Source organism: Auritidibacter sp. NML120636, from assembly GCF_003185945.1.
GTDB lineage: Bacteria > Actinomycetota > Actinomycetes > Actinomycetales > Micrococcaceae > Auritidibacter > Auritidibacter ignavus.
Genome location: NZ_QHLO01000008.1, coordinates 97,064 through 115,420, shown reverse-complemented (window position 1 = coordinate 115,420; position 18,357 = coordinate 97,064). Strand labels below are relative to the sequence as shown.

Genomic DNA, 18,357 nt, shown 5'->3' with positions numbered 1-18,357 from the left:
CGGGAGAGGCCCTGCCGGTTTGTTGTCTAGCGGTCCTAGCGCTGCAAAGATCCCGGCGTGAACTGGGAACCGTGGTGGCGTTCATTGAGGTGATCGCCCTGACCAAACAGCTTCTGACGCAACGTGCCCGGAGCGTAGCCGGTCTTGTACCGCCCCAGCTTCTGCAGCTGTGGCACCACGTACTCGACGATGTCCTCGAAGGTGCCTGGGGTGACCGCATAGGCTAAATTGAACCCGTCGATATCGGTCTCATCCTGCCACTGGATCATCTTCCGGGCCACGGTCTCGCCGGAGCCGACGATGACCGGGCCGAAGCCGCCCACACCGACCCATTCGGCCATTTTGCGCACGGTCCACTCCCCGTCATCTCCCGACGCCTGCTTGAAGGTCTCCACCGTGGACTGGATCGCGTTTGATTCCACCTCACCCAGCGGCTCGTCCAGATCGAACGTGGACAGGTCCAAGCCCATCCAGCCTGACATCAGCACCAGGGCGCCTTCCACATCGGCGTAGCTGGCGTAGTCTTCAAACTTCGCCTGGGCCTCGTCATCGGTGGCTGCGGTGATCACCGTCAGCATCGCGAAGATCCGCAGATCATAGGGGTCACGGCCGGCATCCACTGCCGCCTGGCGTAGCTTTTCCACAGTCGCGCTCATCAGCTGTGGGGTGGGCGAGTTAATGAAGGAGGCTTCAGCGTGCTTACCGGCAAACGCCCGACCTCGGGTGGAGGCACCAGCCTGGAAAATCAATGGCACCCGTTGCGGGGAGGGCTCGGTGACCGCGGTGCCGGGAACGGAGAAGTACCGACCCTGGTGGTTGATATTATGCACCTTGGTCGGATCGGTGAACACCCCGGTGCCACGATCCTCGACCACCGCATCGAGCTCCCAGGAGCCATTGAGTAACTTATAGACCACGTCCATGTACTCATCGGCGTGATCGTAGCGCTCGTCGTGTTCCATCTGATCGACATTGCCCATATTGCGGGCCGCGGAGGGCAGATACCCGGTGACCACGTTCCACCCGATCCGGCCGTCGGTGAGATGATCCAAGGTCGCCAGTCGCCGAGCGAAGGGGTAGGGGTGCTCATAGGCGGTACCGGCGGTGACCCCAAAGGAGAGGTTCTCGGTCACCGCGGCCATCGCCGAGACCAGCAAGAACGGGTCGTTGACCGGCACTTGGGCCCCGGAATTCAGCGCTGCCCGGGGTGAGTCCTCAAAGACGTCGTAGGGACCGAGCACATCGGCAATAAATAGCCCATCGAACAGGCCCTTTTCCAAGATCTGGGCCAGCTTGGTCCAGTAGCCGATCGTGTTGTATTCCCGGGCGTGATCCTCCGGGTGGCGCCACAGCCCCGGGGACTGGTGCACCACGCAATTCATGTCGAAAGCGTTGAAGAAAATCTCGCGCTCACCGTTCTGGCCGGTTTCAGGGGTGGTCGACATCGAAAGATACTCCTTCCATCGGTCTTGGCATTAGCACCCGGGCACGGACCGTGGACCACGGGTTGCTGCGGCGTCAACGAGCCAAGTCTCTCAGCCACTCTGGATGGGACGAGACCATCACCTGACCTGGGGCTTTTCGACAGAATGTGGGTGAGGCAAACCGCAGTGCGAGTGGAGACCGGTTGCTACCGGGGCGTGCTGCCGGGGCTATCGGTTCTGCGCCAAATAGGTGCTGGGCACGGTTCCGTTGACTTCCCAGTCACCGACCATCCTGGCCTTGAAGACCGACGGATCATGGGTGGCCAAGGTCCGGGCGTTGCGCCAGTGCCGGTCCAGGGCCAAACCGGTGGAGGTCGCCGAGGCCCCGAGCACGTCAAAAATACCGGTGCAGACCTCCAACGCCAATGACGGGACCGTAATCGCTGCCCGCTGGGAGGCCACCAGCGTCTCGATCCACCCGGAACCGGGCTGAGTCTCTTGACGACCAGCGTCGGTGGCCTCTTGGGCTACCACGGCCTCATCCAGTTGCGCACCGATCGCGCGCACCGCTTGCTCACACAGCGCTGATTTGGCGGAGAGTTCTCCCACAATCCCCAACAGTTGATCGTCTTCGCGCGGGGTGGACCCGGTCGAGGTGTTGAAAACGCGGGTGCGCTGTTGCAACGCGGCCATCCCATCGCGCAACGCCGCCCGGGCAATACCGGCCTGCAGGGCCAGCAACGTGACCTCAAGCATCACGTTGAGAATACCCCGCCGGGAATCACCCGGCCGGTCATAAACCGCCTCGGCCAAAGCGTCTTTCATGATCAGCGATCCGGTCGCAGTCAGCCGTTGCCCAAATCCGTCCCAGTCATCACGGACTCGCACGCGGGGCTGTTTCACCGCAACCACGGCCACCGCGGACAGACAATCCTCAACGCGCACCCCCGATTCGCCATGACGGCGTCGCTGACGGGCTCGTTTCAGCGCCAAATCATGGTCACGATCCACGCCCACCATCGTCCAGGTCGAGGCCAGCGTGCCCGTGGAGTAGTACTTGGTGCCCGACACGGTGAGGTTGCCCACCTCATCGGCGCTGACTGTGGTGGGCTGGGAGACCTGATCCATCGTGGCTGACAACGCCGAACCGCCCCACTCGCCCTGGTCAATCCGATGCCACCACTGCTGCATCTCGGACGAGGTGGTCACCGCGCGCAAATACTCAATAAACACCACATGCGATCGCCACATATGGGCGACGTTCACATCTTCGGTGGCGAGATCCATCATCAGGCGCAGCACCGTCTCGAAGCTCGCGACCGGTTGCTGCGGATCCTGTCGGGGCACCGTAACGGCCCCGAGCCCGGCATCGCGCAACTGCTCGAGCGGAATGATCGGAAGATGTCGCCCGGCTTCTCGCGCGCGATCACCACGGCCGATCTCGTCAAAGAGCTGCCGAAACTGACGGGAAAAATGTGCGTAACTCACAGCCGGTAATGCCTCCATCATTGTTGGCATGAGCGCCCGCTCCCGAAAGAACAGGCGATTACTGCGGCGTCAACGAGCGAGGTTTCTCGGGCGCTCTGAACGATTGATGCATCCACTGTAACCGATGATCGCTCAGGCGCCAATCAGCGACGTGACCTGCCGATCGGCTGCATCAGGGCTCGCATAGCATATCGGGCTCGATCCATGCGAAGCCTCATCCACAGCGCAGGCTGTATCCACAGATTAGTTCGGTCCCGGCCCGGGGTAACCCACCGGCTCCTAGCGTAAACACCGTCCGATACATCTCTGCTGAAGGGAAACTCGCTGTGAACGCACGCTCAACACCTCTGATTCCTACCCGGTTGCTGACCACCGGGGCCACGCTGGGTGTGGCCGTGGCGATGACCGCTTCCCCGGATCTCGCCCACGCCACTGTCACCGACCACCAGATCACGCAGACACGATTCACCGGCGTCTGGCGGGATACCGGCTCACACGAGACGGCCTCATGGCATTCGGTCCCGGACTTTGATGTGGGTGATTCCACCACACTGACCGGCCACGGTGAACCCGGCTACCGCGTGCACACCACTGAGGCCGACGGGAGCAACCCCCGGACGGTGGCCACCGGCCTGTTCCAGGTTGAGATCAACGGCGAGACAATTCCGGCCTACTGTTTGGAGATCTCGCAAGCGACCTTGATCGATTCTATCGGCACCGTAGATCGGTGGGACGATTTCGCCAAAACCTCCCCGGGCCCGGAGCACACGCGGGATGCCTCCACCTCTTTGCGGGTGGGGTGGATCGTGCAGAATTCCTACCCGGCCCTGGAACTGGAGGAGCTGGCGGCCAACGTACCCGGAGTCAGCCAGTTGGCCAGCGACGAGGCCATCGCTGCCACCCAGGCGGCAATCTGGCACTATACCGACGAGATCAAGCTGGAGGACAAGACCGTCTCGGCCTCAAACCGTAGCGCCGATCTGGGTGAGAACTCGGTGGATCACGTGCGGGCAGTCTACGACTATCTCATCGAAGAGGCCTCGGGACTTGATCTTCAGGCGCATCAGAGCACCGCGGCGGCCCCGGGGAGCCTGCAGGTGGACGCCGAAGAGTTTCTCATTCCTGCCGACCGTGATGCGTCAGACCCGACCTTGCTGGGGCCGGTGACCATCGACGCCGCATCAGGCCATCTGGCCCTGTCGGCTGAGTCAGACTCCGGCCTGGAGTACACCTACACCGATGAAGACGGCGAACCGGTCGACCTACAACGCGTGGCGCACGGCGACGAGATTTACCTAGCGCACACTGCGGATTCTCCTGACGAAGACACCGTGACTTGGACACTGGAACAATCCCACGTCTCCCAACACCGGTTCGTCACTCTGCCGGTACACCCCGAGTCACACCGTCGCTCTCAGGCGCTCTTGCTCGTCACCGCCCGGCAACACGGGCACGAAGACCAGGTGGAGCTGAGTTTCCGGACCGAGACTCAGCCGGCCGTAGCGTCCAGTTCCCCAGCCGAGGAGCCGGCAGACTCTGAGACGTCGCCCGAAGCAACGCCCCAGCAGCCCCCAACCCCCGCAGAAACCCCCACACACGAACCGGAAGAATCCCCTACCCAGACCAGTGAAGAGCCCGCAGACACCGAATCTAGCCCCGCGACCCCGGACGTCGCCAAGCCGGTCAATGCCCCGGCAAAGGTGGATGACACCGACCGGGCCGAGTCAGACAGCAACAACGGTGAACACAACCCCCAGGTAGCTGACGATGAACTGGCCAAGACCGGCAGTACCTCCTCGTTGCTCTGGGCTGGCGTGGGTGGCGCGATCGTGTTGCTGGTGGGCATCCTGCTGGTGCGGTGGCGTCACCGAGACGACGCCTAAACGCTCTGGAATTTCCCGAGCTTTGAACTCCCCGATCAAGACCCCGACGAACGCGGTTTCACCACGATGAGATCCCAGACCGCGTTTGCTCGGGGTCTTTTATGACACCCGATTTTGACAAGCGGAGAAACGAAAAGATTAGATAAGCACGTAACCATCCAGAGCGGTTGAGAGATCTGGCTCTTTGACACCGCAGCAACCCCGACACGTTAGACACAATTGTCTGTTGCTTCGACTGGCACATTGACGTGAATCAGCAGGGTGCTAACGCCAGGAACGATGGAGAGTGATGTACGTGCCTTCTGTTGCTTCGTCCACCCCCGGCGCCGGCGCCTCCGGTCAACCCCTTTCCAGTACCTCCGGTCAACTCGCGTCCGGTTCACAACTATCGGTCACCTTCGACCACGTCGGGCGTAGCTTTACCACCGACACCGGGACACGCACCATTCTGCGCGATATGTCGTTCACGGTTGCTCCCGGGGAGATCTTATCGATCATCGGAGCCTCCGGATCGGGAAAATCCACGTTGCTTCGCACCGTGGGGGGCCTGGATACCGAAAACACCGGGCATGTGCTGATCGGTGGCGACACGGTAGTAGCCTATGACCCCCGAACCGGTGTCGGATTCCAAGAGCCCCGACTGTTGCCGTGGCGTAGCATTGCCGCCAATGTAGCGCTCGGGCTACCCCGTGGCACCGGTCGGCGGGCCGGTCGCGAGCGCGTGGCCGAACTCCTTGAGCTGGTCGGGCTCGGGCAGGTGGCCAAGCACCGGCCTCGAGAAATTTCCGGAGGTATGGCCCAGCGCGCTTCCCTGGCCCGGGCGCTGGCACGGAGCCCGGAAGTGCTACTACTGGACGAGCCTTTTGGCGCCTTGGACGCGCTGACCAGGATCAAAATGCAACAGCTATTACTGGATGTGCATGCTGCCACCAACACCACGATCTTATTGGTCACCCACGACGTGGATGAGGCCCTACACTTATCCGATCACATCATGTTGCTGGGCTCGGACCAGTCTGGGCAGCCCGGAGCGACAGTGCAGGAGATCTGCCAGGTTCCCGGTGCCCGGCCACGGGATCTCTCCACCCCAGAACTCGTCGACCTCGCCCGGCATCTGTACGAAGGGCTGGGCGTGACCGAATCGACCGCCACCACCGACACAGCGGGGGCAGGACGATGACATTCCAGTTTCTCCGCGGTGGTGTGGCCACTGCAAGCGTTCTTGCGCTGTCGGTGACCCTGTCCGGCTGTCTGGTCGGTGAAGGATCGGGGTCCATCGATAATCCTGACGACACGCTGACCCTGGACTACGCAACGTATTCTCCGCTGAGCTTGATCATCAAAGATCAGGGCTGGCTCGAAGATGAACTGACCGATCAGGGGATCTCAGTGGAATGGGTCTATTCAGCCGGTTCGAATAAGGCCAACGAGAACCTACGAGCCGAAGCCATCGATATCGGGTCGGCTGCGGGATCGGCCTCTTTGCTCAACCGTGCCAATGGGGCTCCGGTCAAGACCATTGCCATCACCAATCAACCGGAATGGTCGGCGCTGGTGACTGCAGCGGATGCCGACATCAGCTCGGTAGCAGACCTTGCCGGGGGCACCGTGGCAGCCACCCGTGGCACCGATCCGTTCTTCTTCTTGATTCAAGCTCTGCAAGAGCACGGCGTGGACCCAGCAAGCGTGGAAATCCAGAATCTGCAACACGCCGATGGCCGGCAGGCCATGGAGCAAGGGTCGGTGGATGCCTGGGCCGGGTTGGATCCGATCATGGCTGGGGCCGAAGCCGAGGGGGCACAGCTGATGTATCGGGACGTCGAGCTGAACACCTACAACTTCCTCAACGCCACCGAGGAGTTTGTTCAGGACCATCCTGACCGGGCGCAACTGGTGGTCGATACCTATGAGCGGGCCCGACAGTGGGCCCTGAAGCATCCCCAGGAAACCGCGGAAATTCTGGCCGAGGAGGCCGGCATCGAGATCGAGGTGGCCGAAACGGTGATCTTTGAACGTTCGAACCTGGATATTTCACCGGTGCCTGGTCAGGATCAGCTGTCGGTGTTGCGCACCATCGGCCCCATCTTCGTCGGAACCGCAGATGTTGATCGGCCCGAACATATTCAGACCGCTTTGGACGAGATTTTTGAGCCCCGGTTTGCCGAGCAGGCGCAGCATGCTGGCAAGCACCAGCACACCGGGGAGACTGCACCCACCGAGAAGAGCACTGATCACTGATGAGCACTCACAGCACAAAAACTGTCACGACATCAACATCGTCAGCATCGGCCTCCGGTCGTCCTGGTAGCGCCGGCATCCCTGAAACAGCTGGTCAGGCTGATCAGACCCTCAGCGTTGACCGCTCGGGAGCGGCGGCCAGGGTTCGGTCGGGTCACGCAGAAAAGCCATGGGATCAACGAGGCGGGCGCTCTTGGTGGTTGGGCACCACCGCGGGGCGGTTTGTGCTCGGGCTGATCGTGCCCGTCGGGCTGTTGCTGGTGTGGTGGGGTGTCACCGCCGCCGAGGTCTTCAACCCGGTACAGTTGCCTTCTCCGTTCCAGGTCATCGATGCCGGTGTGGTGCTGGCAGAACGTGGCGATCTCGGGTTTCACATCCTGATCTCGTTGCAGCGGGTGCTCCTTGGTTTCGGCATCGGTGCCGCATTGGGGCTGGTACTCGGGGCCGTGCTGGGTCTAAACCGATGGGCTGAGGCGATGCTGTCCCCGATCCTGGGCGCGATCCGGGCGGTGCCGTCACTGGCGTGGGTTCCCCTGTTGATCCTGTGGTTGCAGATCGGGGAGAATTCCAAGGTCACGCTGATCGCCATTGGGGCATTCTTTCCAGTGTTCACCACGGTGTTTTCGGCTCTGAAACACGTGAACCCACAGCTGGTGGAGGCCGGCAGAGCCTTCGGCTATCACGGGTTACGACTCTTAGGCACCGTCCAGTTGCCGGCCGTGGTGCCGTCGATCTTTTCCGGGCTACGCCTTGCCTTGGCACAGGTGTGGCTGTTCGTCGTGGCTGCCGAGCTGATTGCCTCCTCGATGGGGCTAGGCTTCTTGCTCACGGATTCGCAGAACAACGGTCGGACCGACCGACTGATTCTGGCGATCATTCTGCTGGCGGTGATTGGCAAAATCACCGATGCGTTACTGGGTCTGTTGGAGAAGTGGGCCATCAAGCGGTGGGCCTAGAACGGTGGCGGGCCGTCGGTGCTAAAAGGGTCCGGGACGTCATCCGGTCCATGTTCGATCGCCTCCAGCGGGATCAGGGTATCGGGAGCTGGCGGATCGGGAGCTGGCGGATCGGGATCGGAGAGGTCGAGGCCGGGTAGCACTGGCGGGGTAGGGCGTCGGTAACGGTGGCCCGTCGGGGTTTCGACGGTCATGTCGGCGACGGTGGAGTGGTGTTTCCAGTGTTTCTTTTCTTTGGTCTGATTGCACACCCGACACAGTCCCTGGCCGTTGGCGAAGGAGGTCGGGCCACCGTCGGCAAAGCGTGTGGCGTGATCGAGTTCGTGGATGGGGTTCTCGCAACCCGGGGTGCGGCAGAGATCGTCGCGCAGGCGAATGAGTTCTTTCAGCCCGGGAGGAAAGAGTCGGGCGGAGGATTCCATCGCGACCAAATGGCCGGTCTGAGGGGCGGTAAACAACCGGTTGAGCAGGACGTTGGCCTCCGGGTTCGCAACCCACTGCCGAGCGATGTAGGCCGGCAGAGTGCCGACCCCGGGGATACGGGCCACGGTGTCATCGGTGCCAAAGAGCGTACGGTCGGTCATCACGAGTTTGACCTGGACGGGGATGGCCGGGGCGGAGGATTGGCCGGTGAGACGTTCGACCAGCAGGTCGGCGATAAGTTGTTCTTCGCTGCGGGTGTCCTCGCCGGTACGGATCATCCGGCGGGCGTCGCGTTGGAGCGTGGCGTGGCAGGCGGCGGCTTGTTCGGCGGGAAGATAAGCGTTGAGCGTTCCCATCCCCGGACCAGCGGGGCCAGTTTTCACATTGCGTTTGGTGCGGTTGGTGGAGGCCTGGCGATCCATGGTCTCGGGATCGAGGCGCTGGGCATGGGCTTGAGCGCGCTGTCCCAATTCGGCTGGGGTCAGCGTCGCGTAGTCGCCGGCCAGGTGCTGATCGATGGTGCGACGGTGGTCAGCATCGACTCCTTGGGTGTCACGGACCAAGGTCAGGGCGGCGGCTTCTGACAGTCCCCCGTTGGTCATCGAGGCCAGCGCCTGGGGCAACGAGTCAGCGAGCGTCCGGGCGGCACGCAGTAGCTTGGCTCCGGTACGGTGGTCCACGCGACGCGCGAGCGCAATTTCGGCGCCGAGCCCGGAGCCACGGCGTAAGGCCGGGATGTTGTCGGCGGTTTCGGCCTCGATACGCAGGGTGGACAGCTGGGCGGTGAGTGTGGCTTTGATCCCGTCCAGAGTGCGGGTGAGATCTTCGGCAGCAGCCAGCAAATCAATGGCATCAGCCTGGTCGGTCAGCGACAGGGTGACGAGCTGGTCGCGGAGTTGATCGCCCGTGTTGTGGAAGGCATCGAGCAACTCAGCGGCGGGCGTGACGGTATCCTGATCCGCAGGTGCCGAGTGATCCGGCTGGACTGGATGAGCCGGCTGGGTTGGTGGAGGGAACTGAGCTGTCATACCGATGACGGTAGGAGATCGTTGCCAGCCAGGGTAGCCGTAGCGCGGCAACGGTGGAGAAAGCCGGCGAGTGTCCCACGTGTGTGGAGAACTAGCTGGCGGTGATCTCGGCGGCTGCTACCCTGTACCGTTCGGCGGTGGCGGCCACGTCGGCTTGGTAGTGCACCGAATTGTTGTAGGACCGGATCGCTGCGATCCACTCTTGAGAGCCTTCGAGCCCGGCGCGAGAGTGACACAGATAGCGGGCGGCGGTATAGGCGGCATCATCGATCTGATGAGGGTCGGCCACGCCGTCGCCCGAACCGTCCGCACCCCAACGGGCCCAGGTCTCGGGGATGAACTGCATCGGGCCGACAGCGCGATCGTACACCTCGTTTTGATCGAGTTCTCCCCCGTCGGTGTCGGGGACGTGAGCGGTATGGCCAGTGCCGTCCAGGGGGACGCCGTAGATCTTGGGGGTGACGCGGCCATCGTCGGCCACCGAGCCACCCTGCAGGGTGCCGTGCTGGGACTCGATCCAGCCAATGCCGGCCAGGGTGTTCCAGCCGACCGCGCACTGTTGTTCCTCGCGGACCCGTCGATCGGCGCTGGCATAGGCCGACAGGGCCCGGGGCGGGATCCCGGTGGCCTCGGAGACGGCGTGTAGCCAGTCGGGGTCAATCTTGTCTGGTGTCTGAGTCGCATCGCGAGCGGTGGACTCGGCACCCGGGGCATCGACGGCGGCCATCGGGGCGATGGTTGCCGAAGCCTGGGCTTTGTCAGCGTCGGTCATCTCCGCGACCCGATCCTGGCCGGTGGTGGGGCCGATGCCGAGTTTCGTGGCCCAATCGGGGCGGAAAGCCAGGATTCCGAAGGCCACGATGATCAGCAGAATCAGCACCGCGAGGGATCCGAAGAGCAGATCCCGCACGGTGGTTGAACGCTGGGAAGAGGCCATACGGTGGAGTCCTTACTGGCGGGGTGACTGAGGCTTGGCTGGATCGGCTTGCTGGGTGTGGCGTCGGCGGGTGGTCACCACGTAGGCAATAATCCCTCCGCTCACGACGAGAAGCACCACCAGGGTACCCCACGGGATGATGATCCCGGATCCGTTGGCTTCAACGGGTTCGCCCAGGGCACCTGAGACGGCTTCTGGGGTGAGCTTGACGGTGGCGTGATGGTAGCCGATCGGCCAGATGGTGGCTCGTTCTTCCACGATCCCGGTGCCAGAGGGCATTAGTTCCAGCACGGTACTGGAGTCTTGATCGGTGGCATCGGATTCATGGACGGCGCCCAGCCAGACCGAGTTGTCGGGGTTGATCCGGGTGAGCGCATTGCCGGTATTGGTGACTTCATACCGCACAGTGGCTTCCACAGGTGCGAAGGGTATCCAGGCCACCGGGGCGTCGACAATGCTAATCTCGTTGATCTCCAGCGCCGGGATGACCTCGCCGTCGACGGTGATCCTGATTTGGGAGGCCAGCCGGTGGTTGACTGCGACCTGGCCGTCGCCTTCCGAGAGCCGGGAGGTGACCACTCCGCCCAGGTGGTCTCCGGGTGTGGCATCAGCGGGGACCTCGATCGTGAAGGCCACGGTCTTGGATTCGCCGGGGGCGACGGTGATGGACTCGGTCTCCACGGTGCCCCAGAGTTCCAGGCCGGTGGGCTCTTGGCCGGGTTCTTTCAGGGACAGTGTGCCATCCACGGAGGTTTCGGCATCGGCGATGGTGGTGTTGAGGGTGAGCTCTTCGGCGCCGTAATTGACCACGACCATCTGGTCTTCAATGGTCTCACCGGCAGAGACCTGGTAGGCAAACGAGCTACGGCCGGTGCCGTAGTCGTTATCTGCCGGGGCGATCCCCCAGGTCTCGGTCTGATCCGGGGAAAGGCTCTGGTCGGTAGCAGGGAGCTTAGCCGAGGCAGGGGTTTCAGGCGTGGCAGCGGTGGCAACGGTGGGGGTGTACGGGATCAAGCACAGCAGGGCTGATAACAGGGTGGTGATCACGGCTGCGGGGACAGTCAGGCGGGTGGTCATGGTGCTCCGGGTGGTGAAAAAGGATCCGAGGCCTCGGTGAGGTGCGACCCCGTGGGGCACAACACCTCACCGAGGCTGTCGGGTGGTGTAATACTCTGCTGGGCTACTTCGCGATGGCGGTCACGGTCAGCACCGAGCGGTAGTTCCCACCGGAGGGGATATTCTGTTGCAACACGTTAAGGTTCAGTTCCGCACCCAGGGTGGTCTTTTCACCGGTAGCGCCGGTGGCGGTAGCCAGCGTGCGGTTGGCGGCCAAACCGTTCTCCACATTGGGCTTCACCTCGGCACCGGCTCGTGCTGTCTGACCGGTTTGGGTCACCCGCGGCACCCAGCCCAGGGCGGCTGCGCCGAAGGATTCAGTTCCCGCGGCGTTCTGGAAGGCCGAGGCCTGTCCGGTCACGTTCCAGCCCTGAGAGTTCGAGCGGGTATCGAGCACGGTGGCCTCGGGCAGGCGACCGGAGGCCACCACCCCACCAGCCTGATCCACTTCACCCTGGCCCAGGGAGGTCTGGTTCTTCTCGATGGTCAACTTGAACGCGCCGGTGGGGGTGTCATCACCGTCACCATCGCCGGGACCTTCATCGGGTCCGCCGGGGTTGCCAGGGCCAGGTTGGTTCTGATCAGCATCGGGGATGGTCACATCGGTATCGACACATTCGGTGTTCTCACCGTCAGCTGCCCCGGCGGTGGTGCAATCTTCATGCTCGGGGGTCGGCTGGGCCGGGGCTTTCACCTTGGGGTAGGACACCGAGATCGGGGCGGCCGGTTTCTTGGGGTCGACCTGGCCGCCGGTGGAGTACCAGTACCCGGCCTGGCCAGTGCCGACGTTGAAGTCCACTGTATCCTGGGGGAAGGAACCCCAGTGTTTGCCCTCCCGCTTCTGCGGGTTGGAGGGGCCGTTGGCTTCAACCTCAACCGCAACGCCCAGGTAATCGGGCTTGATCTCGATCCCGGTCTCGGTCACGTCGACATCGGAGAAGGTGGCCACGGTGGCGTTGTGCATCGGATCGAGCTTGACCCACTTGGACAGGTCGTACATATCAGCGCCGTAACCGGTCAGGGTCGCGGTCAGTTCGCCCTTGCCGTTGGTGACGGTCAGCTTCGGATCGTTGATGCTCCAGTAGGTCATCCCGCCGTAGAACACGGTGGTGAAGGAACCGTCCCAGGAGATCTCGGCGTTCTCGCCTTCGGGATCAACGGTGCCGGAACCGGCGGCAATATTAGCCTGATTCCAGGAAGAGGAGCCCGGCGCCGTTTTCAATCGGGCGCCAGAAGGCTTGCCATCGGCGGTGATGGATTCAAAATTCCGGGCCGCCCAGGTGGCGGGCACCTGGTTTCCCTGGGCATCCGGGCGGGTGATGGTGACGTTGCCGTCGCGATTCGTGAAGTACTTGGCGTCCTTCTGTTCATCCCAGACGGTGGCACCGCGGTTCTGATCGCCGTGCACATTGCCGACCTCGCCGGCCACCAGCCAGTTGGCGCCACCGAAGAAGGCACCGCCACCGGCTTCTTCGTTGACGGCCCAGCTAAACTGCACGTCGCTGACCGGGAGGTTCTGATCGGCGTTGGCTTCGGTGGCGGTCAGGCCACCGGCCAGTAGCGCGATACCGGCGACACCGCCCAACAGGCGTGTGATCTTGTTCTGCATGTCTCTCCTTGCGTGGTGAGTTGATGGATTGATCGGTTGAAGGGTTGGCAGGAAAGGGGACTGTGGTGGTGGCGGGGTCAGTTTTTCCAGGGCAGTACGAGCCAGCCGCGCCAGAAGGCGAGACCGGTGCCGGCGCCGATCACCAGCAGTCCGGCCAGCGCCCACAGGAACGCTTCGCGGTGATCCTGCATGAATTGGGCGATGTCGTCGGGGATCAAGTTGCCTCCCAGCCAGTCAATGTCTTGGGCGGCTACGGGCTGCCCGTAGGAGGTTTTGGCTTCCTCGGCGGCTTGAGCGGCCGCGTTGGCATCGGCGAGTCCAGTGGCTTCTGGCGCGGCCGGGTGGCCCATGGCTGCTAGCAAAGAGCTCAGATCCAGCGGCTCATAACTCGCCGTGGTCGAGGGCCCGGTGGGAGAGGCCCAGCCGGCTGAGGGGACCCGAGCGCTACCGGCCGGGTTCCTGACGGTCTGCAACGGCGCCTGGGGCGCGGGCGGCTGGGTCGCCTCACTGGGTTCCGTCAGCTGTGGGGGGACCTCGGTGGCGCTGCCGGACGAGATCGGGCGGGTGGCGTCGAAGGAGACAGTGATCGGGGTCGGGGGTTTGGCCGGGTCACGCAGCCCACCGGTGGTGTACCAGTAACCGGCTTGACCGGTCAGGACCTGGAAGTCCACGAACTGTTGGGGGAAAGAACCCCAGTTGGGTTCGTTGCGGTTTTGCGGGTTGGAGGGACCCACCGCGGCAACATCAACTTTCACCCCGCGGTAGCGAGGGGTGGTGGTCAACCCGTTGAGTTGTTTGGTCTGTGGGTCGGTTTTCATTGACACGGAGTTGATGGTGGCCATGGGCACCTTTTTGTGGGTTTCCAGCACCGTCCATTTGGACAGGTCGTACATGTCCGCGCCGTACCCACCCAGGTCCGCGGTGAGCGTGCCTTTGCCGTTGGTGAGCTCTAGCACCGGGTCGGTGGCCCACCAGTAGGTCATCCCGCCGTAGAACACCACCGTAAAGCTCCCCTTCCACTTGATCCGGAGAGTATCGGTGGTGGCATCGTAGTGGCCTTGACCGCCATCGATCACGACTTCGGCCTGGGTGCCGGTTTCTGCGGGGTTGGTCAGCACCGTGCGGGGTGTCGAACCGGTGAGATCCTGGCATTTGTTCTGCCAGGTGGGGGTGGTCCACTGTGTGGCGCCGAGCCGTTTTTCGATCCGGACATTGCCCTCTTTGACCTTGAACAACCTGTCGTTGCTCCAGACCTCGGACCGGCCCCAGTTGCCGGCCTTTCCGGCTTGCAGCCAATTGCAGCCGCCGAAGAAGGCCCCGGCGTTGGATTCGACGTTGATCCCCCACCGGAACTGGGCGTTGTCGATGGTGAAATTGCCTTGTTGGTCGGGAGTGACCCGGGCGTTGAGGCCCTCGGGAATCTCGACGCCGATATCGACCTGGCGACGTGAGGACCCCTGGGCGTCCGATGAGTCATCGAGTGAGGCGATGGCGGGGCTGGCGGCCAGCGGGACGCTGAGCAATGCGGTTAGGACCAACAGCAGTGCCGTCAACAATGCAGTCACTGCCGACGCGCGTCGTGGTGCACCGAGTCTGCGCAGACAGCGCCGAGTGGCTTGCCGGGTTGGGGTGGTGTTAGCCATGGCTCACCACCGGTCCGAGGAGCTGAGGTGGCGGTGGCGTCCACCGCCCGAGAGACGCTCAGCCGGTGCCGTTGCTGGCGAGGCGGCTGGCACGGTGGCGTAAGGGTCGTGGCTGGCCGAGATCTCCTCGGTCATCTGGGTGGCGTCATCATATTCCTCCAGTTCGGGTTCTGGATCGACATCGTCCTGCTGGTCGTATTCGTCGTATGGGTCAGACTGGTCAGGCTGCTCGGAGACAGTTGCTCGGGCCCGGCGACGCTTGAGGAGCGAGACGATGACGCAGACGATGACAAAGATCAGGATGGCCGCGGCCAGACACAAGACCGTGATGAAGGCCGGGGACCACCAGCTGGAGTTCTCGGCCGAGGTCGCGGTGGCGTTGGCCGCGACCGTGAATTGGGCTTCAACGGTTTGTTCCGAGGAGGCGCCGGTGAGTCGTAGCGTGTGGGTGCCCGGACTGGCATCGTCGGGGATCGGGATCGCTCCGGCTACTTCTCCTGTTGCACCGGCGGTCAACGGGCCGGCTCCAGAAGAACCATCGCCCAGGGTGACGACCACTTGCTCGCCCGGTTGGAAACCTTGCCCGGTGAAGCCCAGCACGTGACCGGCCTGGATGGCCTCTTGTTGTAGCCCGACGGTGGCAAAGGCGGCGTTGGCCTCAGCGGTGTTGTCGGTCAGTTCTTCTGCCTGTCCGGCGTCTACAGCGCCGGCGGAGTCGCCGGCCTCATCCTGTTCAGCTGGCTGTCCGTTGGCCAGATCAGCCGCAGCCGCATCGACGGCGGCCTGCTGAGGGTTCTCCACGGTTCCGGCCTGGCCGCCACCGCCAGTGTGGTGACCCGCAGCACTGCGGTTGGCGGCTGCAGCGGAGTCATCGACACTCACCGAGACGGTGTCGCCGGCAGCACCGACGATCTCGACCGGAGTGAAGGATTCATTGGACGGGTTGTGCACGCCGTGGGCGCCGATGGTGATGATCCCACAGGTGACTTTGGTGCAGTCCACGGTTTTTTGGTTGCCCTGACGGTCCACGGCGTTGAACTTCGCGCCCGGGGTACGCATGGTGAGCTTCCACGTCCCGTCGGCGGCCAGGGTTCCGCCGTTAGCGGCCGAAGCGGTGGATGAGCCGGGGAAGGTCACAAAGCGCAGGTAGCCGTTATTATCCTTGGCCTCGGTATCGGGGACGTACATGTAGTTCACGCCGGTCTTTCCACCCTGAGAGGGTTTCCACGAACCACCGCGGGGATCATCCACCCAGCCGAAGGCCACGTAGATGCCGCCGAACCCGCCCTGCAGTGACTGGAAGCCCCGGCCACTGACGGTGATATCGGTGATGCCACTAGCGCGCACCTTGGCTTGGCCGTCCAGTCCGGAGATCGCCACCTGCGGGGCGGCAGAGGCACTGGAGGCTGTCAGTAGCTGGTGGCCGATGACTCCAGCCAGGCAGGCCACAGCGATGACCACAGCGAGCAGGCCCGCCAGCAGGTGAGCCGGCAGGCTAGTACGCACGGTACGCCCAGCGTGGGCCAGCGTGCGAGATTCAGTGAAACAATGAGTTTTCATGAATGCAACTTCCAGATGTCGTAGGTGATGGTGTGGGTGATAGTGCTGAGCGTCGGGGGCGGTCACGGACCGGGGCGATGATCAGCTCCCCGTTGGTGGGGTGTTGCAACACATCGACCGGATGACCGTAGACCTCGGTGATCAGCTGTGCGGTCAGCACCTGCTTCGGGGTTCCGGTGCGGATGTGGCGACCATTGCTGATCATCATGATCCGGTCGGCGTAGGCTGCGGCCACCGACAGATCGTGAATGACCACCACCACGGCTGCTCCGGCGTTCGCGCGCTGGCGGACGTGGCGCAGCACGTGTTCTTGGTGGCGGATATCCATCGCGGCGGTGGGCTCGTCAAGGAGCAGCATCCGAGTCTCTTGGGCCAGGGTGCGGGCGAAGGTGGTGCGAGCTTTCTCGCCTCCAGACAGTTGCGGATAGGCGCGCTGGGCCAGTGGGGTGACCTCGGTGGCGTGCATGACCTCGTAGACCACGGCATCGTCACGGGCTTCTTCACCGGTGCCGGCCCAGGCGGCTCGACCCAATCGCACGACCTCACTGGCAGTAAAGGCAAAGGCGACCCGATTTTCTTGGAGTTGCACCGCGCGCAATCGGGCCATCTGGGCGGGGCGCAGCTCGGACAGCTCGGTTCCGTAGAGCGTCACGGTGCCGGCGCTCGGGGTGGTATCGCCAGTGAGCGTGGCCAAGAACGTCGATTTTCCGGCACCGTTGGGACCGACTAGTGCGACGACTTCACCGGGGTAGACCTCCAAGTCCAGGTGGTCAATCAGGTACTGCTCCCCGATCGTCACGGACACGTTGTCGGCAACCAGCACCGGGGCGCGATGGTTGGGCCGGGAGTTCCGGATGGGGGCACCGTGAGCAGTGTGGGTCATTAGTTCCACCCCCCGGCGCCACGTCGGGTGCGACGAATCAAGTAGAAGAAGAACGGTCCACCGGCCAGGGCGGTCAGAATTCCGATCGGTAGATCCGCGTAGGGAATGATCGTGCGCGCAGCAGAATCGGCTGCCAGCAGGAGCACCGCTCCCCCGATGATCGAGGCGGGGAGCAGCACGCGGTGGCCAGGGCCGACGATCATGCGGATGATGTGGGGTACCACCAGGCCCACGAAGGCAATGATGCCGGAGAAGGCAACAGCCGCGGAGGTGATGACTGCCACGAGAATGATGATCTGTCGGCGTAGCGATTCCACATCGACTCCCAGGTGGCGGGCCTGGCGTTCACCCAGGGCCAAAAGGTCAAGCTGGCGGGTGTAGAACAGGCAGAGACCAATACCAATCAGCATCACCGGTGCGGCGACGGAGACGTCTTGCCAGCGCGTGCCATTCAGCGAACCCAGTTGCCAGAAGACGATTTCTTCGCGGGCGGAGGTGTCGCCGATGAAGGTCATCACCGCGGTGAGGGCTCCGGCCACCGCGTTGACCGCAACGCCGGTGAGGATCAGGGTGACTACTTCGGTCCGACCGTTTTTGCGGGCGGTGAGATACACCAGGGTGGTGGCGAGTAGCCCGCCGATGAAGGCGCCACACACCAAAGTCCAGGCACCGAAGACACTCAGGCCCAGGGCGATAACCACCGAGGCGAAGGCAGCCGCACCGGCGGAGACCCCGACGATGCCGGGTTCGGCCAGGGGGTTGCCGAACACGCCCTGCATCAGTACCCCGCCGGTGGCCAATCCAGCGCCGACGATCACCGCGAGTGCCACCCGCGGGAAGCGCACATCCCATAGGGCGGCTTCGTAGTAGGTGTGCTCGGATTCGATGCCGGTGTCGATCCCGATCCCGCGAAGCACCGAGGAGATGACTTCTAGCGGTGCGATCTGCATCTGACCGATCCCGGCTGAGACCAGGATCAGGACGATGAACAAGGCCGTGAGCACCACGAAAAGCCAGCGGGCGCGTCCGTGGGACTGGCTCTGCAACACTGTGCGGGTGGCAGCGGAGTTGAGCAGGCCGGTGTCGACGTTATCGCCCACGGTCTGATGCGGGGCGAAGTACAGCGGAATTGCCGGAGTAGCCGGGGTCGTCGGGGTCTTCATGGGCAG

14 protein-coding genes and 2 riboswitches are annotated in these 18,357 nt (G+C 63.3%); of the genes, 4 read left to right on the top strand and 10 right to left on the bottom strand.

What is annotated here, in order from left to right; translation table 11 throughout:
• Window positions 1-35: 35 nt before the first annotated feature.
• Both DCC25_RS08335 and DCC25_RS08330 read right to left on the bottom strand, forming a co-directional pair.
• Window positions 36-1,445, bottom strand: coding sequence for an LLM class flavin-dependent oxidoreductase (locus tag DCC25_RS08335; protein WP_110101333.1), 1,410 nt, complete (start codon window positions 1,443-1,445; stop codon window positions 36-38).
• A 12-nt stretch (window positions 1,446-1,457) separates the two neighbouring features.
• A riboswitch (SAM riboswitch) is annotated at window positions 1,458-1,555 on the bottom strand.
• Window positions 1,556-1,652: 97 nt separating this feature from the next.
• Window positions 1,653-2,912, bottom strand: coding sequence for an acyl-CoA dehydrogenase (locus DCC25_RS08330; protein WP_233487992.1), 1,260 nt, complete (start codon window positions 2,910-2,912; stop codon window positions 1,653-1,655).
• Window positions 2,913-3,238: 326 nt separating this feature from the next.
• Here DCC25_RS08330 and DCC25_RS08325 point away from each other — a divergent pair, with 326 nt between their 5' ends.
• The 4 genes from DCC25_RS08325 (at window position 3,239) to DCC25_RS08310 (ending at window position 7,989) form a co-directional block, all read left to right on the top strand.
• A complete protein-coding gene (locus DCC25_RS08325; RefSeq protein ID WP_110101332.1) occupies window positions 3,239-4,795 on the top strand; it encodes a Cys-Gln thioester bond-forming surface protein in 1,557 nt (518 codons plus the stop codon).
• Between the two features lie 151 nt (window positions 4,796-4,946).
• Window positions 4,947-5,081: riboswitch (SAM riboswitch) on the top strand.
• Between the two features lie 3 nt (window positions 5,082-5,084).
• Entirely contained in the window at window positions 5,085-5,975 is an 891-nt protein-coding gene (locus DCC25_RS08320) for an ABC transporter ATP-binding protein (protein WP_110101331.1), read from the top strand.
• On the top strand, window positions 5,972-7,033 hold the full coding sequence (locus DCC25_RS08315; protein WP_110101330.1) for an aliphatic sulfonate ABC transporter substrate-binding protein: 1,062 nt from the start codon (window positions 5,972-5,974) through the stop codon (window positions 7,031-7,033). The genes DCC25_RS08320 and DCC25_RS08315 overlap by 4 nt, the downstream gene beginning before the upstream one ends.
• Window positions 7,033-7,989 (top strand): ABC transporter permease, encoded by a 957-nt coding sequence (locus DCC25_RS08310; protein WP_110101329.1) that lies wholly within the window; start codon window positions 7,033-7,035, stop codon window positions 7,987-7,989. The genes DCC25_RS08315 and DCC25_RS08310 overlap by 1 nt, the downstream gene beginning before the upstream one ends.
• Here the strand turns inward: DCC25_RS08310 and DCC25_RS08305 are convergent.
• The 8 genes from DCC25_RS08305 to DCC25_RS08270 form a co-directional block, all read right to left on the bottom strand.
• Window positions 7,986-9,440, bottom strand: coding sequence for an HNH endonuclease signature motif containing protein (locus DCC25_RS08305; RefSeq protein WP_110101328.1), 1,455 nt, complete (start codon window positions 9,438-9,440; stop codon window positions 7,986-7,988). The genes DCC25_RS08310 and DCC25_RS08305 overlap by 4 nt on opposite strands.
• 91 nt (window positions 9,441-9,531) lie before the next feature.
• The gene (locus DCC25_RS08300) at window positions 9,532-10,377 is read right to left on the bottom strand and encodes a lytic transglycosylase domain-containing protein (RefSeq protein WP_233487989.1); all 846 of its coding nucleotides are present in this window, start codon (window positions 10,375-10,377) and stop codon (window positions 9,532-9,534) included.
• A gap of 12 nt (window positions 10,378-10,389) precedes the next feature.
• Window positions 10,390-11,454 (bottom strand): WxL protein peptidoglycan domain-containing protein, encoded by a 1,065-nt coding sequence (locus tag DCC25_RS08295; RefSeq protein WP_146206438.1) that lies wholly within the window; start codon window positions 11,452-11,454, stop codon window positions 10,390-10,392.
• 103 nt (window positions 11,455-11,557) lie between these two features.
• Complete coding sequence (locus tag DCC25_RS08290; RefSeq protein ID WP_110101326.1) at window positions 11,558-13,102, bottom strand: HtaA domain-containing protein; 1,545 nt, start codon at window positions 13,100-13,102, stop codon at window positions 11,558-11,560.
• A gap of 77 nt (window positions 13,103-13,179) precedes the next feature.
• Window positions 13,180-14,745, bottom strand: coding sequence for an HtaA domain-containing protein (locus tag DCC25_RS08285; protein WP_110101325.1), 1,566 nt, complete (start codon window positions 14,743-14,745; stop codon window positions 13,180-13,182).
• 3 nt (window positions 14,746-14,748) lie between these two features.
• Window positions 14,749-16,305: a hypothetical protein gene (locus DCC25_RS08280; protein ID WP_110101324.1), complete on the bottom strand. Its 1,557-nt coding sequence runs from the start codon at window positions 16,303-16,305 to the stop codon at window positions 14,749-14,751.
• Window positions 16,283-17,188: a heme ABC transporter ATP-binding protein gene (locus DCC25_RS08275; RefSeq protein ID WP_110101323.1), complete on the bottom strand. Its 906-nt coding sequence runs from the start codon at window positions 17,186-17,188 to the stop codon at window positions 16,283-16,285. The genes DCC25_RS08280 and DCC25_RS08275 overlap by 23 nt, the downstream gene beginning before the upstream one ends.
• The gene (locus DCC25_RS08270; RefSeq protein WP_110101322.1) at window positions 17,188-18,351 is read right to left on the bottom strand and encodes an iron ABC transporter permease; all 1,164 of its coding nucleotides are present in this window, start codon (window positions 18,349-18,351) and stop codon (window positions 17,188-17,190) included. Before DCC25_RS08270 ends, DCC25_RS08275 begins: the two co-directional genes overlap by 1 nt.
• Window positions 18,352-18,357 lie beyond the last annotated feature (6 nt).